The 15,117-nt window shown below is 71.1% G+C and carries 11 protein-coding genes; 1 reads left to right on the top strand and 10 read right to left on the bottom strand.

Going from position 1 to position 15,117, the window contains the following annotated elements:
- Positions 1-32: 32 nt before the first annotated feature.
- The 10 genes from OO71_RS39645 to OO71_RS39690 form a co-directional block, all read right to left on the bottom strand.
- A complete protein-coding gene (locus tag OO71_RS39645; protein WP_033295224.1) occupies positions 33-1,622 on the bottom strand; it encodes a DNA polymerase Y family protein in 1,590 nt (529 codons plus the stop codon).
- Between the two features lie 44 nt (positions 1,623-1,666).
- Positions 1,667-2,263, bottom strand: coding sequence for a hypothetical protein (locus OO71_RS39650; RefSeq protein WP_033295225.1), 597 nt, complete (start codon positions 2,261-2,263; stop codon positions 1,667-1,669).
- 1,934 nt (positions 2,264-4,197) lie between these two features.
- Positions 4,198-5,760, bottom strand: coding sequence for a bifunctional phosphoribosylaminoimidazolecarboxamide formyltransferase/IMP cyclohydrolase (gene purH, locus OO71_RS39655; RefSeq protein ID WP_033295197.1), 1,563 nt, complete (start codon positions 5,758-5,760; stop codon positions 4,198-4,200).
- A complete protein-coding gene (purN, locus tag OO71_RS39660; RefSeq protein WP_033295198.1) occupies positions 5,757-6,374 on the bottom strand; it encodes a phosphoribosylglycinamide formyltransferase in 618 nt (205 codons plus the stop codon). The genes purH and purN overlap by 4 nt, the downstream gene beginning before the upstream one ends.
- Before the next feature lie 74 nt (positions 6,375-6,448).
- Positions 6,449-7,951, bottom strand: a complete 1,503-nt coding sequence (locus tag OO71_RS39665; protein ID WP_245633929.1) for a cell division protein PerM — start codon at positions 7,949-7,951, stop codon at positions 6,449-6,451.
- A gap of 155 nt (positions 7,952-8,106) precedes the next feature.
- Positions 8,107-8,817, bottom strand: coding sequence for a DUF5336 domain-containing protein (locus OO71_RS39670; protein WP_033295200.1), 711 nt, complete (start codon positions 8,815-8,817; stop codon positions 8,107-8,109).
- Positions 8,818-9,021: 204 nt separating this feature from the next.
- Positions 9,022-9,912, bottom strand: a complete 891-nt coding sequence (gene sucD / locus OO71_RS39675; protein ID WP_033295201.1) for a succinate--CoA ligase subunit alpha — start codon at positions 9,910-9,912, stop codon at positions 9,022-9,024.
- 1 nt (position 9,913) lies between these two features.
- Positions 9,914-11,083, bottom strand: a complete 1,170-nt coding sequence (gene sucC, locus OO71_RS39680) for an ADP-forming succinate--CoA ligase subunit beta (RefSeq protein ID WP_033295202.1) — start codon at positions 11,081-11,083, stop codon at positions 9,914-9,916.
- A 117-nt stretch (positions 11,084-11,200) separates the two neighbouring features.
- Positions 11,201-11,521 carry a cobalamin-dependent protein gene (locus OO71_RS39685; protein ID WP_033295203.1) on the bottom strand — a complete coding sequence of 107 codons (321 nt, stop codon included), beginning with the start codon at positions 11,519-11,521 and terminating at the stop codon, positions 11,201-11,203.
- Positions 11,518-12,984: a hypothetical protein gene (locus tag OO71_RS39690; protein ID WP_084145600.1), complete on the bottom strand. Its 1,467-nt coding sequence runs from the start codon at positions 12,982-12,984 to the stop codon at positions 11,518-11,520. The genes OO71_RS39685 and OO71_RS39690 overlap by 4 nt, the downstream gene beginning before the upstream one ends.
- A gap of 255 nt (positions 12,985-13,239) precedes the next feature.
- Between OO71_RS39690 and OO71_RS51075 the strand changes: the two genes are divergently transcribed.
- A complete protein-coding gene (locus OO71_RS51075; RefSeq protein ID WP_162186171.1) occupies positions 13,240-13,497 on the top strand; it encodes a hypothetical protein in 258 nt (85 codons plus the stop codon).
- The last annotated feature ends 1,620 nt before the right edge of the window (positions 13,498-15,117 follow it).

The following is a 15,117-nucleotide window of genomic DNA, read 5'->3' on the forward strand; positions in this document are numbered from 1 at the left end:
CGGGGTGCGTGGGGTTGGCAGGTCGAAGGTCATCAGTCGTAGCTTCCTTCCACTGTCCACACTGGATTGTCGGTTCCGGAGCAGAGGACGAGCACGGCTTCGGCGGCGTCGTCCTCGGCGGAGCTGGCCAGCAGGAGCTGCAGCCGGGCTTGGGGTGGGCCGGTTGAGCGGCGGCTCGAGGTGATGGGCCACGGTCCGGCCCATCCGGTGATCGGCCGGGGTGGTCCACCGGCGATGCGGAACCCGTGTGGCGGCGCGGTGAGCTGTTTGCGCGGCGTGAGACCGATCGGGCACCCCTGGCCGTCGACGACCTGGACCGGCAGCGGCTGGTCCAGCACGGTCGGCGGGGACGGTGCGGGTAGCCGGGCGGGCCAGGTGGCGTCCGGGGGCGTGGCGGGTTCCCGCGGGTCGCCCCAGGGGATCAGGCGGACGCGGGAGGCTGGGTCGCGGCCGCCGTCGAGCAAGGGGGTGACCACGCCTTCGGGGCCGAGCAGGCCTTGTATCCGGACGAAGGCCCGGCCGGCCCGTTCGGTGGTCAGCTCCTCGTCCTCGCCCGGGCCGGCGCCGGGGTCGCCGCCTCGCCACAGGCCGAGTTGCAGGGAACGGCCCTCGACCGTTTCCTCCGGTTCGAGCCGCAGCCGTGCGACCCCGGAGGTGGGACGTTCGCCGGGTGCGGCCCGCAGCCAGCCTTCGAACTGCCAGCGCACCCGGTCGGCAACCCCTTGCGGCGTCAGGGGTTCCGCGCAGCGCCAGACACGACCGAGTTGTTCGCCGGTTTCGGTGGTGGCGTAGATGCCGAGGCGGGTGCAGGCGAGACCGCGGCCGGCGAGGGTGGCGTGGAAACGGGCGCCGAGTTTTTTGGCGAGGAATGCGGCCACGTCCACCCGGCTGAGCACCGGGTCGAACGACTCGCTGAGCGACAGCTCGGGCGGCGGGCGGCGGCGCAGCGGCGGACGGTCGGACAGTCCCTTGGCCAGCCGGTGGGCGAGTACCCCGGTGCGGCCGAACCGGGCGACGACGTCTCGTTCCCCGAGCGCGGCGAAGGAGCCGAGCGTGCGCAGCCCGAGCCGGGTGAGCAGGTCGACGAGCTCTGCGCGTTCGGCGCCGGGCTGGTCCAGCTCGGTGATCGGCAGCGGGGCGAGGAATTCCGCCGCCCGCCCGGGTTCGATGAGCGCCCCGTGCCGGGCGGCGAGGGTGGCCGCGAAGAGCCCTTCCGCAACCCCGACCTGACATTCGACCCCGGCCGCCGCCGACACCTGGTCCACCAGTTTTTCGGCGAGCTGCGGTTCGCCGCCGAAGTATCCGGCCGCACCGGTGACGGGGACCGCGAGCAATCCCGGTCGTACCACTTCCAGCCCGACGACCAATTCCTCGACCGCCAGCGCGACGGTCTCGAACAGCCGCGCGTCCCGTGCCTCGTCGACGCCGAACACGGCCAGGTCGGGACACCGGGATTCGGCCTCGCGCCGCCGCATGCCGCGGCGCACGTTGCGGGAGCGGGCCACCGCAGTGCACGCGACGACCCGGTTGGCAAGGAACACCGCAGCAGGCCTGGTCAGCACTCCCCTGGCCGCAGCGACAGCGGCGACCGCAGGCCAGTCGGGACACCAGACGACGAGCATCCGCACCGGATTCCGGCGCGGGTCCGACTGTCCTTTGTAGACTGTCATCCGACGGCTTCCTCCTCCCGCGCCACGGCGGTTTTCCCGGATCGGGTGACGCGCCCGTCCGGCCCTGGCAGGAGCACCGGCGCGGAACGGGGACGCGCCGCCGCCCCGCGACCATGGACGTGCACCTCGACCGACCGGCAGCGGAGGTAACCCGCGCCATCGCCGGTCAGCCCGGTCCAGGCACCCGGGGTGCAGTGGAGCTCGACGTCGGCGGAAGGCCAGTGCCCCAGCGAAAGCAGCACGACCCCGCGATGCCGAGCCCGAGCCGCAAGCCGGCGCGCGACATCCGGACGTACCGAGCGTGGTTCGGTGACGACGAGGTCGACGCCGTCGATCAACGCGGCCATCACCGCCGGGTACTCGGCCCCCGGATGGGGAACCAACGCCAGCCGCGACACGACAACCCCGTGCTCGGCCGCCGCGGCAACCCCCAGTGTGGGCACCCCGACGACTGCCGCCCACGCCCCCGCCGCAGTGGGCTCGGCGAGCAACGCGAACAGGAGCGAGGTGGACTGGTGGACCGCCACGATGCTCCCGCGCCGCAGCCCGGCGCCGGGGAGTAGGTCGGCCAGTGCCGGTGCTACCGGGAGTATTCGCCCGGCTGCGCGGCCCCAGTCCGCCTGGGCAGTTTGCCCGGCCTGCCCGGCCCGCTCCGACGCGACGGTGCTGGCGGTGCTGACGCCGGGGAGAGCGGTGAGGGTGGTCAGGGGGTGGGGTTGAGGGGCGGGGTCGGGTTGGGGGCGGAGCCGGGTTGGGGGGCGGAGCTCGGTCGGCGAGCTGGGCTGGGCCGGGGGGCGTGGTGGGGCTGGCACGGGCGGACGGGTCGGCTGCTGCGGACGGGTCGGGGAGTGCAGTTGGGTCGGGGAGTGCAGTCGGGTCGGGGAGTGCAGTCGGGTCGGCGGGGACAGCTGGGCCGATGGGCGCGGCAGGTTGATTACGTCCGCCGAACGGGAGTCGTTCGGCGGTTGGGGATCTATTGGCTGGGCGGGATCAGCTGGCGGGGCGGAGTCTGCCGGTAGGGAGAAGTCGGTGAGCTGATCGGGATTCAGGGAAGAGTGCAGCTCGGCAGAGGAGCTGGAATCGGGACAGCGGGGCGCTGCGGGGAAGGGATCGCGCCGGGTCGGTGGTGAGAAGGACGGCGGCCGGGAGTGGAATTCGGTTGGTGGACCGGCGGATGTCGGCTCGCTGGGGCAAGCCGGAGGGTGGCCGGTTGCCGCGTTGGGGGGTGGCGGGGTGGTCGATCGGGCTCGGGAAGTGTTCTTTGGCAAGGAGAATCGTCGAGGAGACCGTCTCGTCGGGGGCATTTTCTCGGCGGATTTTTTCGCGAAGGCTTTCAGTGCTTCCCACGGGACCAGTACTTCCCACGAGCGTGCCGGCCGCGCCTCCGGCACGCTCGTGGGTGTGGTTGGCAGCTCTTTCGGAGCTGCGGGCAACGTGACCAACCCGGACGGGGATGCGGTTCCACGCATCCGCCGGGGCTTCCTCGGCTTGGCTGGAATTCCCTGTGCACCAGGCATTTCGCTCGGGCGCGGGACGGCGGGTGGCTTCGGAACGGCAACCGCCATCGGGGTTGCCGGGGTTTCGAGTGTGGTGGAAGCCGTGTTGAGTGGAGCCGGATCAGGTGCATCCGGGACCACATCGAGCAGGGCAAGGACAGTCACCTCCGAAGCCCCACCAGACGAAGCCTCGTTCGGCGCACCCGAGGTCGAGTCGAACGAAACCTCGCCTGGCTCGCTCGAACCCATGCCGAACGAAACTCCGCCAGACGCGCCTGAAGCCACGCCAACCCTGCCCGGCGTAACCGAGGCCACACCAGCCCGACCCGGCGCAACCGAAACCACGCCAACCCCGCCTGGCACAACCGAAGTCGCACCAGCCCCCTTCGGCGCAACCAAGGCCGCACCAGCCTCACCCGGCGCAACCGAAACCACCCCAGCTCCACCCGGCTCAACCGAAGCCACGTCCAATGAAGCCCCGCCTGGCGCAACCGAAACCACCCCAGCCCCGCCCGAAGCCACACCGAACAAAACCCCACCGGACACGCCCGAAGACGGGCCAAACGAAACTGAGCCAAGCGAAACCGGGCCAAGCGAACCCAGACCTGACGCACCCGAAAACGTGCCGACCGCAGCCCGCCCAACCGCAGCCTGCCCGACCGCGCCCGCTGGTGCAGCAAACGCACCTGCGCCGGCCGAAGCCGGTGCGTAGCCGGGCGCTTCGGTCATGGCTGGGACGACTTCGGTCACCGGTCACCTTCCTCCGCTTGATCTGCCGGCGTACCCGCCCCAGGCAGCCGAGGTCCACGCCGGTAGACCTGGCTCTGGGGCGGGCGCCGGCACGCCGCGGGGAAGGCGGCACCGTATTCACCCTGTGCGGGCCGGCCGCACAGATCACCCAAAGCATCGAACACCTGTTCGACTCACTCCAGTCAACCCCACCCTGCCCCCACTGTCAAGGACAAGGGCGAGAAGAGAACAGAAAACCGGCCGGGACAAAGGAAAAGTCCCGGCCGGTGGAGAGCCGAACGTCAGTGGGCGAAGTGCCTCGTGCCGGTGAGGTACAGCGTGATTCCGGCGGCCTCGGCGGCGGCGATCACCTCGGGGTCCCGGATGGAACCGCCGGGCTGGACGACCGCACGCACGCCTGCCTCGGTCAGGACTTCCAGGCCGTCCGGGAACGGGAAGAACGCGTCCGACGCGCCGACCGAACCCTTTGCCCGATCGCCTGCCCTCGTGACGGCCAGCCGTGATGAGTCGACGCGGTTCACCTGGCCCATGCCGACCCCGACGGTGGCTCCGTCGTTGGCCAGCAGGATCGCGTTGGACTTCACCGCGCGCAGCGCCCGCCAGGCGAACTCCAGGTCCGCCAAGGTCTGCTCGTCGGCCGGGGATCCGGTGGCCAGCTGCCAGTTCGCCGGGTCGTCGCCGGGGGCGTCGATCACGTCGACGGTCTGCAGGAGCACCCCGCCGGAGATCGGGCGGAACTCCACCGGCGACGGGTTTTCGATCACCGGCAGCTTCAGCAGCCGGACATTCTTCTTGCGCCGCAAGATCTCCAGCGCTTCGGGCTCGAAGTCAGGAGCCAGCACGACCTCGGTGAACACCTCGGCGATCTGCTCCGCCGCCACGACGCTCACCGGCCGGTTCGTGGCGATGACGCCGCCGTACGCGGACACCGGGTCGCACGCGTGCGCCTTACGGTGCGCCTCGGCGACGTCTGCACCTACAGCGATCCCACAAGGGTTGGCGTGCTTGATGATCGCGACAGCCGGCTCCGAGAAGTCGAAGGCAGCGCGACGCGCGGCATCGGTGTCGACGTAGTTGTTGTACGACATCGCCTTACCGTGAAGCTGCTCCGCGTGCGCGAGACCCGGCCGACCGCTTCGGTACAACGCCGCCTTCTGGTGCGGGTTCTCGCCGTAGCGCAGTACGTCGGCACGGTCCCACGTAGCGCCGAGGAAGTCCGGGAAGCCACTGTCGTCCGCAGGCGCGTACGCACTGGCGAACCACGACGCGACAGCCGTGTCGTACGCAGCTGTGTGCGTGTACGCCTGCGCAGCGAGACGCTGTCGGTCCGAGAACTCGAAGCCGCCCGCGAGGACCTGCTCGAGTACCCACGCGTACCGCGCCGGATCCACGACGACAGCGACACTGCCGTGGTTCTTCGCCGCCGCACGCACCATCGCCGGGCCGCCGATGTCGATGTTCTCCACGCAGTCTTCGACACTCGCGCCGGACGCGACAGTCTGCTGGAACGGGTACAGGTTCACCACGAGCAGGTCGAACGGCGCGATGTCCAGCTGCTTGAGCTGCGCGACGTGGGCGTCGTTGCCCTGGTCGGCAAGCAGCCCGGCGTGCACGCGCGGGTGCAGCGTCTTCACGCGGCCGTCGAACGATTCCGGGAACCCGGTGACCTGCTCGACCGGCGTGACCGGGACCCCGGCGTTCGCGATCACCTTCGCCGTCCCGCCGGTCGACACGATCTCCACGCCGGCCGCGTGCAGGCCGGTCGCGAGCTCGAGCAGGCCGGCCTTGTCCGAGACGCCGATCAGCGCGCGCCGGACCGGGCGCCGTCCCTGTGCTGTGCTCACGAAAACCTCACCTTTCGTCCGTCCACGGTGCACCCACCACGGCCGAGTCGCTCGATCGTTTCAACCAGCAGCCTGCGTTCCACGGCCTTGATCCGCTCGTGCAGGACGTCTTCGGTGTCGTCGGTCTCCACCGGCACCGCTTCCTGTGCGATGACCGGACCGGTGTCCACACCCGCGTCGACGAAATGCACCGTCGACCCGGTGACCCGCACGCCCGCGGCCAGTGCGTCGGCGACCGCGTGCATCCCGGGGAACGACGGCAGCAGCGCGGGATGGGTGTTGATCACCCGGCCGGCGAACCGGGCGAGGAACTCCGGCCCGAGGATCTTCATGAACCCGGCGGACACCACGAGGTCCGGCCGGTACACCGCGACGGCCTCGGTGAGCGCGCGGTCCCACGCCGCCCGGTCCGGATGGTCGGCGACCCGCACGGTGAACGACGGCACCACGGCCCGTTCCGCCCGCGCGAGCGCCTCGATCCCGGTGCGATCGGCCCCGACCGCGACGACCCCGGCCGGGAACCCGGGCTGCCCGGCGGCGTCGAGCACGGCCTGCAGCAGCGTGCCGGACCCGGACGCGAGCACGACGATCTTCACCGGGGTGGGCAGGTCCAAGCGGCTGGCCAGAACGGGCTCCTTGCACGGCCGTACACCTCGGGCGCACGGCACTTCACCAGGTCACCCCAACCCTAACGGTCGTCTTCCGCGGGCTTCTCGTCGACGGAGTCCGCGGTGGACTCGGTCACAGCCTCGGGCTCCTCCTCGGCGGCCTCTGGCTCTTCGGAAGCGGCGTCAGCCGGGGTCTCGACGGGCTCGTCCTCCGGCAGCTCGAGGCCCAGTTCGGCGTCGGCCTCGGCGTCGAAGTCCTCGGCGTCCTCAGAGGTTTCCGAGGCTTCAGGTTCCTCGGATTCGTCGACAGCGTCCTCGACGGCCTCGTCCGAATCCTCGGTTTCCTCGATCTCCTCAGAAGACTCTTCCTCCTCAGCAGGCTCCTCGACCTCGAGAGAAGACGGCGGCGCAACCGCAGAATGTGCCCCCGCGAAGAACGCCACGAACCCGGCCGGAATCACGATCCAGCAGAACGCCACGATCGACGCCACCCCGACCGGCACGCTGACCGGGTCGAACGGACCGTCGCCGAGCCGTCCCCCGGCGAGCGTGCCCAGCACCACACAGCCGAACCCGACCACCGCGCCCGCCACGACCACGACGCGGATCCGGGCGGCCGGATCGTCGTCCACCGCGCGCACCGACCAGCCGACCAGCAGCCCCACCACCAGCGGCAGCACCAGCAGCACCGGCCACCACGCGGCGGCGTGCTCGGGAATCCCGCCCAGCAGCGGCACCCCCGGGACGGAGCCACCCCGGTAGCCGGCGAGGTGCACGTCGAGGTCGCCGATGCTGAACCCGGGTCCGCTCACGAACGACATCGCGGCGACCACCGCGTTCGGCAGGTACAGCACCGAAAGCAGGAAGAGGCCGAAACTGCTGCCGAGAGACGGTTCGAAGAGGTCGGACACCGTGCGCGCGGACAGCGCAGTGGCGACCGTCAGCGTCAACGCACCCGCCAGCAGCAGCGCGGACAACCCGAGCAGGCCCGCGCGCAATCCGCGGACGGCGAGCGGGTCGAGGCGTTCGGCGATCACCCCCGGCAGCCCGCAGCGGCGGACCACGCCGATGGCCGCCCCGAACGCAGCGACCGCAGCCGGCACCAGGGCCCCGAGCGCCGGGTTCACCCGTACCGGCGCACCAAGAGAAAGCAGTGCAATCAACAGCCCGAACAGCAGGTGCGCACCGGAAATCGTGGCGACCAGCGGGATTGCCTGCCGCGGTCCGGAACAGCCGAGCCGCTGCACCGCACCGGACGCCGTCCGCGCGACCAGCGCCACGACCCCGATGGTCGGCAGCAACGGCAGCATGCCGAGCGGATGTCCGCCGATCCCGATCTGGACCTGGTGGGCGGCCAGCCATCCGGGACCCGCCGCCAGCAGCACCCCGCCCGTGGAGAACACCGTGCGCTCGGCGGTCAGCGAGACGAGCGCAAGCAGGGTCGCGACCACCGCGTAGCCGGTGACGAGCGGGCCGAGCGCCGCGGCGAGCAACACCCGCAGCCGGGCCGCGCCCTCCGGTTCCGGGGTGTCGCTCACCGGCTCGTCGCCCGCGGGGCGGCCGGGACTGGTGAGCACCTGCATGTCCCCGACCATTTCATCCGCGCTCGGCCGTCCGGGTGAGGCACGCCGCCCGCCGGACGTGGCGAACCCAACGCCCACCCGGTCGGGGCACGAGGGAAAGAAAAACACCCGCTGTGACACGGAGAGTCACAGCGGGTGTGGAATGCGAAGGGGTTTCAGCCTTGCTGACCGAACCCTCCGGGCGGCGTGCCCGGCGGTTTGCCCTGGTCGGCAGGCGGCTGGAAGAACTGCCCCTGCTGCGGCGCATACGTGGTCGCCTGCTGCCCCGGCTGACCAGGTTGTCCCGGCTGCCCGGGCTGACCCGGCGGCGGCGGGGTCGGCTGGTACTGCGTCGGCTGGTACTGGCCGTACTGCTGCTGGTATGCCGGGACGGACGGCTGCGGAGAAGGCGGCTTGATCACCCCGTGCTCGAACAGCAGCACGGTGACCGAAGCCAGCATCTGCAGCAGGCCGAGAATCAGCACCACGATCACGATGCCTGACGTGCGCCCGGTGACGACGGCGTCGAGCGCACCCAGCCCGCCGAGCACGCTGAACAGCGCCGCGAACGGCAGCGTCTTCGGACCCTTCGGCAGCGCGTTCATCGCCGACAGCAGACCGCCGACCAGCAGGAACAGGATGACCTGCCCGGCCGGGCCCGCCTCGGACGCGAAGCCGAGGAAGTACTGCACCACGCCGAGCACGGCCACGCCGAGCGAGAGCAGCAGCGGAAGGTTCGGCGGCGCTCCGGCGCCAACCGCAGGCGGCCCCTGCGGCGGCTGGGGCTGCGGCTGCTGCGGCGGCTGGGGGAACCCGCCCGACGGGGGCGGTCCCTGGGACGGCTGGCCCTGCTGGGGGTAGCCGGGCCCGCCACTGGGGAAGGTCATCGGAAACTCTCCTGTCTCATCGACCGGCGGTGCGGGTGCGGCGACGTTCCCGCTCACGAGTGACTGCACGCTAGCGCATCCGTCCAGGCCCGTCCGCGACCCGCAACCGTTCGACGTCCAGACCACCGGATCGGTTCCCGGCGGACACGGCGAAGGCCGGGCACCACTGCGGTACCCGGCCTTCGTCGATCGCGTATGCGCTGGTCAGCCCAGGCTGTTGTACAGCTCACGCGCGAGCACGGCGGTCTCGCTCGGGGTCTTGCCGACCTTGACGCCGGCGGCCTCGAGGGCCTCCTTCTTCGCCGCGGCGGTGCCGGACGAACCGGAGACGATCGCGCCTGCGTGGCCCATCGTCTTGCCCTCGGGGGCGGTGAAGCCCGCGACGTAGCCGACGACCGGCTTGGTCACGTTCTCCTTGATGTAGGCCGCGGCCCGCTCCTCGGCGTCGCCGCCGATCTCGCCGATCATCACGATGACCTTGGTGTCGGCGTCCTTCTCGAACGCCTCGAGGGCGTCGATGTGGGTGGTGCCGATGACCGGGTCACCGCCGATGCCGACGGCGGTGGAGAAGCCGATGTCGCGCAGTTCGTACATCATCTGGTAGGTCAGCGTGCCGGACTTCGACACGAGGCCGATGCCGCCGGCCTCGGTGATGTCGGCCGGGATGATGCCCGCGTTGGACTTGCCGGGGCTGATCACACCAGGGCAGTTCGGCCCGATGATGCGGGTCTTGTTGCCCTTCGCGACCGCGTGCGCCCAGAAGTAGGCCGAGTCGTGCACCGGGATGCCCTCGGTGATGACGACGGCGAGCGGGATCTCGGCGTCGATCGCCTCGATGACCGCGTCCTTCGCGAACTTCGGCGGCACGAAGATGACCGACACGTCGGCGCCGGTCTCCTTGATGGCCTCCTCGACCGTGCCGAACACGGTGAGGTCCTTGCCCTCGATGGTGACCGTCTGCCCGGCCTTGCGGGCGTTGACGCCGCCCACGATGTTGGTGCCGGACTTCAGCATCTTGGTGGCGTGCTTCGTGCCCTCGGAGCCGGTGAGGCCCTGCACGATGACCTTGCTGTTCTCGTTGATGAGGATCGACATGTCACGCACCTGCCGCGGCGAGCTCGGCGGCCTTGTCGGCCGCGTTGTCCATAGTGTCCACCACGGTGACCAGCGGGTGGTTCGCGTCGGCGAGGATCTTGCGCCCCTCCACGACGTTGTTGCCGTCCAGGCGGACGACCAGCGGCTTGGAGGCCTCGTCGCCGAGGATCTTCAGCGCTTCGACGATGCCGTTCGCCACCGCGTCGCAGGCGGTGATGCCGCCGAAGACGTTGACGAACACGCTCTTCACGTCGGTGTCGTTGAGGATGACGTCCAGCCCGGCCGCCATGACCTCCGCCGACGCGCCGCCGCCGATGTCGAGGAAGTTGGCGGGCTTCACGCCGCCGTGCTTCTCGCCCGCGTACGCCACGACGTCCAAAGTGGACATCACGAGGCCCGCGCCGTTGCCGATGATGCCGACCTCGCCGTCGAGCTTGACGTAGTTGAGGTCCTTCTCCTTGGCCTTCGCCTCGAGCGGGTTCTCCGCCTGCTTGTCGACGAGCTCCTCGTGCGCCGGGTGGCGGAAGGAGGCGTTCTCGTCGAGCGTGACCTTGCCGTCGAGGGCGATGATCTTGTCCTGCGGGTCGCGGACCAGCGGGTTGACCTCGACCAGGGTGGCGTCCTCGGAGACGAAGGTCTCCCACAGCTTCACCACGACGTCGGCGGCCTCGTCGACGATCTCGGCCGGGAACTTGCCCGCCTTCAGGATTTCGAGGGCCTTCGCCTTGTCGACGCCGGCAATCGCGTCGACCGGGATCTTCGCGAGCGCGTCGGGCCGCTCGACCGCGAGCTGCTCGATCTCCATGCCGCCCTCGGCCGACGCCATCGCCAGGAACGTGCGGTTGGCGCGGTCGAGCAGGAAGGAGAAGTAGTACTCGGACGCGATGTCCGAGGCCTCGGCCACGAGCACGCGGCGCGTGACGTGACCCTTGATGTCGAGGCCGAGGATGGCTTCCGCCTTCTCCTTCGCCTCGTCGGGCGTCTGGGCCAGCTTGACGCCGCCCGCTTTGCCCCGGCCGCCGACCTTCACCTGCGCCTTGACGACGACCTGGGTGCCGATCTGCTCCGCGGCGGCCTTGGCTTCTTCCGGTGTGCTGGCCACCGAGCCCGGCAGAACCGGTACTCCGTGGGCGGCGAAGAGATCCCTCGCCTGGTACTCGTAGAGGTCCACTACTCCAGTCTCCTGACGACACGCCACTGTGGTGGTCCGCTGACGGACCGCGCTGTCGGACCAGTCGAGGTTAGCGACCTGCGCAGACGCTGGGGACGCCGCATCCGGTGAAGTCGGTCACCGTGCGCGGTCAGAGGGTGTGTGCCGGGTGTGAGTCCGCACACCGGCGAGCATTTCGGCCGCTTCTTCGGGGGTTTTGTCGCCTATCGCGGCCACTTCGACGTCGCCGAGCGCTTCGCGGAGCCCGCGGGGTGGCGGGCCGCCGAGCAGGCCCACCACGTCCGGATCCTCCTGTTCCACCGTGCGCACGATCTGCTCGGCCGACTCGAGGTATCCGGCGTGGACGACCTCGACCCCGGCGTCTCGCAGCAGCCTCGCCACGTGGGTAGCGGTGGTTTCTCGGGCGAGTTCGACGAGTACCACTCGGCGCGGGCTCATCCGGCCCGCTTCGCACCGGCAGCGGCGAGCCCGGCGGCGACGACCGTGGCCACCACCGCGGCGAGCCCGAGCCAGAATCCGGCGCCCGGGCGCGCACCGTCGATGGCCGAGCCGACAAGCGGCAATTCGGCGACGTGCAAGGCGAGCAGCACGGCGGCGCCGGTGAGCGAGGTCGCGGCGGCACCGGGTCGCGATCGGACACTCAGGCCCAGCGCGCCGAGGACGACCAGCGTTGCGGCGAGCAGGCCCCATGAGGGAGTGTCGAAATCGGACCAGAGCCCCGGGGCCGGGTACCCGGGCGCGGTGAAGACGGGGGTACCGAACGCTGCGATCGCCAGGACTGCGGCTACCGCGGCGGGAATGAGAACGGGGGAACGCGGGCCGTCGGTGCCGGTGTCGTCGCGCTCGACGACGCCGGTGATCACTGCGGACAACGCGGTGAGCCCGGCGAGGCCGAGCGCGATGGCGGTGAAAACAGCGCCGGCGCCGAGGTGGTAGCTGATCGCGCCGCCGAGCCCACCGAGGCCGGTCGCTTCGGATGCGGTGATTGCCGTGCTGAGCACCGCCGTACCCGCGAGGACGATTCCCGCCCACAGCACCGCAAGCAGCCCGCGGGCGACGGGCGCGGTACGTCGGGTCAGCAGGAAGGGCGCGGGCAGTACGACGACGATCGCCGCCGCGAGCAACTGCCAGCGCGCCGGGCTCTCGGTGGTACTGCCCAGTTGCGGCGCGAGCGCGCCGACCGCCGCGGCGATTGCGGTGACCAAGGCGAACAGAGCGGTGAGGGCACGCCAGATGGTGATCCCGGGTACGCGGGCTTCCCCGGCGAGGTCGGTGCGTTCGGCTTGGGTCAGCTGCGGTGTCGCAAGTGGACTGAGGACGAGGACGCACACCATCGGCACGACGGCGAGGTACGCCCCGGTCGACACCTCCAGCCCCGGCACCGCAAACCCCGCGACGAAGGTAGGCAGCGCAACGGCGAACACCGCCGCGGCAACCCCGCCGAGCGTCCCTTTGGCGACGCCGTCCTCTCCGGCGGAAAGTCCTAGGACGGCAGCGATCGGCAAGGCCCCGGCGAGGAGGAGGTACCCGGCGAGCGCAAGGCCGGGCCCTTCGAAGGCGGACCGGGCGAGGAGGAACGGGTCATCGGAGAGGACGGGCGTCATGAGCAGCCCGACGGCGGTGACCACGGCGAGGAACGGGATGATCAGCCGCCACCGCCGCTTGTCGTCGGTACCGGCGATTTCGTTGCGCTCACGGGCAACCCGCGCAGCGACGACCCCGGCAGCGAGCGTGAGCACCTGCCCGGCGACCAGCAACCAGAACCCGGCGCCGACGCCACTGCGGTCGAGCAGCCGATCCGGGAGATACAGCTCGGGACGGACGGTTTTGGAGCCGTTGACGAGGAATTGAAGGTCGAGAACCAGGCGACCCGGAGCCAGCGCAGCCAGCCCGACGATCACCCCGGCGGCGAGTCCGTGGCGCCCGCTCGCCGCAGCGGCGATCGCGACGGCGGCGGGGATGAGGGCGAGAGCGAGGAGGAGAGGCCAGGAGAGGTAGCCGGGCCGCGCGTCCGGCGAGACGGGGGTGAAGGCACCTGCGGCGAGGGCGAGCGCCGCGAGGCCGATGAGGACGGTCGCGAGCCGGAGCGCTGGGGAGGGGGTCTGGTTGGCGAGGTCCGGGTGGAGGGTGGGTGTTGTCGGGCGGGGGGTGCGCGAGTGGGCGTTATGGCTGTCATCGCGGTCATCGCGAGAGACACGGTCGACGCGGGTGTCGGCGCCGCGCGAAGCGTGGCCACCGCTACGGTCGGCCCGGGGGGCAGTGTCAGCACTATCGCGGCTGTCATCGCGAGAGACACGGTCGACACCTCCACCGCCGCCGCGCGAGACACGGTCGACACCTCCACCGCCGCCGCGCGAGACACGGTCGGCTCCGCCGCCGCGCGAGGCCATGTCGCGACCGGTGCGGTCGGCTGAGGAGGCAGCGCGGTCAGTTGACGAGGCGCGGTCGTCGCGAGAGGCAGGGTCGACATCACCGCCAGCGTCGCTGCGCGAGGCAGCGCGGCCACCCGTACTGCGGTCGGCCCGTGCGGCAGAGTCAGCACCACCGTCGCTGGCACGGCGAGAGACACAGTCGACGCCACCGGAGGCAGGCTCACCATCAGCACTGCGGTCCGCTCGGGAGACCGGGTCAGCAGCACCGCCACTGTCACCGGGAGAGACCTCATCCACACCACCACCGCCGCCACCGCTGCGGTCGGCTCGGGAGGCAGCGCGGTCAGTTGCCGAGGCGCGGTCGTCGCGGGACGTGGGGGTGTCGGCTCCAGGCTGGGCTGCGTCGGCTCCCAGCTGGGCGCGGGGGTCGGCGGCGCGGCCAGCTTCCCGGCGGGCGCGGGCTCGGGCGGCGGCCTTGCGCTCGGCGAGGCTGGGCCGCCGGGTCGGGGCGGGACGGTCCGGGTTGGCCGGTGCGGAGTCGCCGTCGGGGGGCTCGTGGGTCGGCGGAGTCATCGGTGGCGACGCTAGCAAGGACCGGTCACGGGGAGGGGACAGCCGGGCCGCGTCGGGCTCCCCGGCCTGGCCGGAACGTTCTTCTCGGTGAATTTGGCGGGAAATGAACCTAGGGGTGTTCCTGCGCGTCTGACGGGTGTGAAGAACAAATTTCCGGGAACCGCGTAAGAGGGTCGTAGGCCGGGAGTCTCGATGGCGGAAGGGCCGAGACGGGAGAGGTCGGAGGGAAATCGGGGAAGTCGCGTAATGGCCGGACGTTCGGGGCGTCCCTCCACCACGCGACGAAGTACGGGGACCCACCGTGGGGACGGTGGAACGAGGTGGAACACCTGTCGGGGCAGGTGCTCGACCAGGCCGCAGAGGAAGCCGCGGCAAGGTCCGGCAGGCAGTGGGGACGGCTTGCCGGAGCTGAACCCGGGTGCTGCGGGGAGCAGCGGCCCGGGGAGGTGAGCTGCACAGGTCGACCGGGGGTGGTCGGCAATCACTTGGCCGGGGAGGTCGGCCCGGCTCGGCCAGAGTCGGCGGCACGGGCTCCGGGGGAGTGAGCGATACGGGTTCGGCCGGAGTTGGCGGCCCGACTCGGCTCGGCTGGGGCGGGCAGCACAGGCTTGACCGGGTTCGGCGGCCCCGGCTCGACCAGCGTGAGAGCCTGGCTCGACCGGAGTCGGCGGCACGGGCTCGGCAGGAGCAGGCAGTCCGGCTCGACAGGAGCGAGCGGCACGGGCTCGGCCGGAGCAGGCAGTCCGGCTCGACAGGAGCGAGCGGCACGGGCTCGGCCGGAGCAGGCAGCCCAGCTCGACAGGAGCGAGCGGCACGGGCTCGGCCGGAGCAGGCAGCCCAGCTCGACAGGAGCGGGCGGTGCATGCTCGACCGAAGGCAGCGGCTCAGGCTTGGCGAGGCGTGGCGGGCAAGACCGAGCGTCGTCGGCAATTGTCTGGGCGGCGAGGGCTGACTGGCGCGGGCGGGACCCGCACCAAGCGATTCCAGGGTGAGCACCAAGCCCGAGCTGGGCGGGTCAATGCGCCTCAGGTTGGCTGCCATGCGTGGTCGCTGGTGGTGTCGAATCCCAATGCAAGTGACCGCGGTCAC

It is taken from the genome of Amycolatopsis jejuensis, assembly GCF_000717335.1.
GTDB lineage: Bacteria > Actinomycetota > Actinomycetes > Mycobacteriales > Pseudonocardiaceae > Amycolatopsis > Amycolatopsis jejuensis.

What these genes read in the sequence shown, in the direction of transcription:
- OO71_RS39665 (WP_245633929.1), bottom strand. Translation starts at nt 7,951, where the DNA reads ATGCAGGTGCTCACCAGTCCCGGCCGCCCCGCGGGCGACGAGCCGGTG.
- OO71_RS39685 (WP_033295203.1), bottom strand. Translation starts at nt 11,521, where the DNA reads ATGAGCCCGCGCCGAGTGGTACTCGTCGAACTCGCCCGAGAAACCACC.
- sucD (WP_033295201.1), bottom strand. Translation starts at nt 9,912, where the DNA reads ATGTCGATCCTCATCAACGAGAACAGCAAGGTCATCGTGCAGGGCCTC.
- OO71_RS39645 (WP_033295224.1), bottom strand. Translation starts at nt 1,622, where the DNA reads ATGCTCGTCGTCTGGTGTCCCGACTGGCCTGCGGTCGCCGCTGTCGCT.
- OO71_RS39670 (WP_033295200.1), bottom strand. Translation starts at nt 8,817, where the DNA reads ATGACCTTCCCCAGTGGCGGGCCCGGCTACCCCCAGCAGGGCCAGCCG.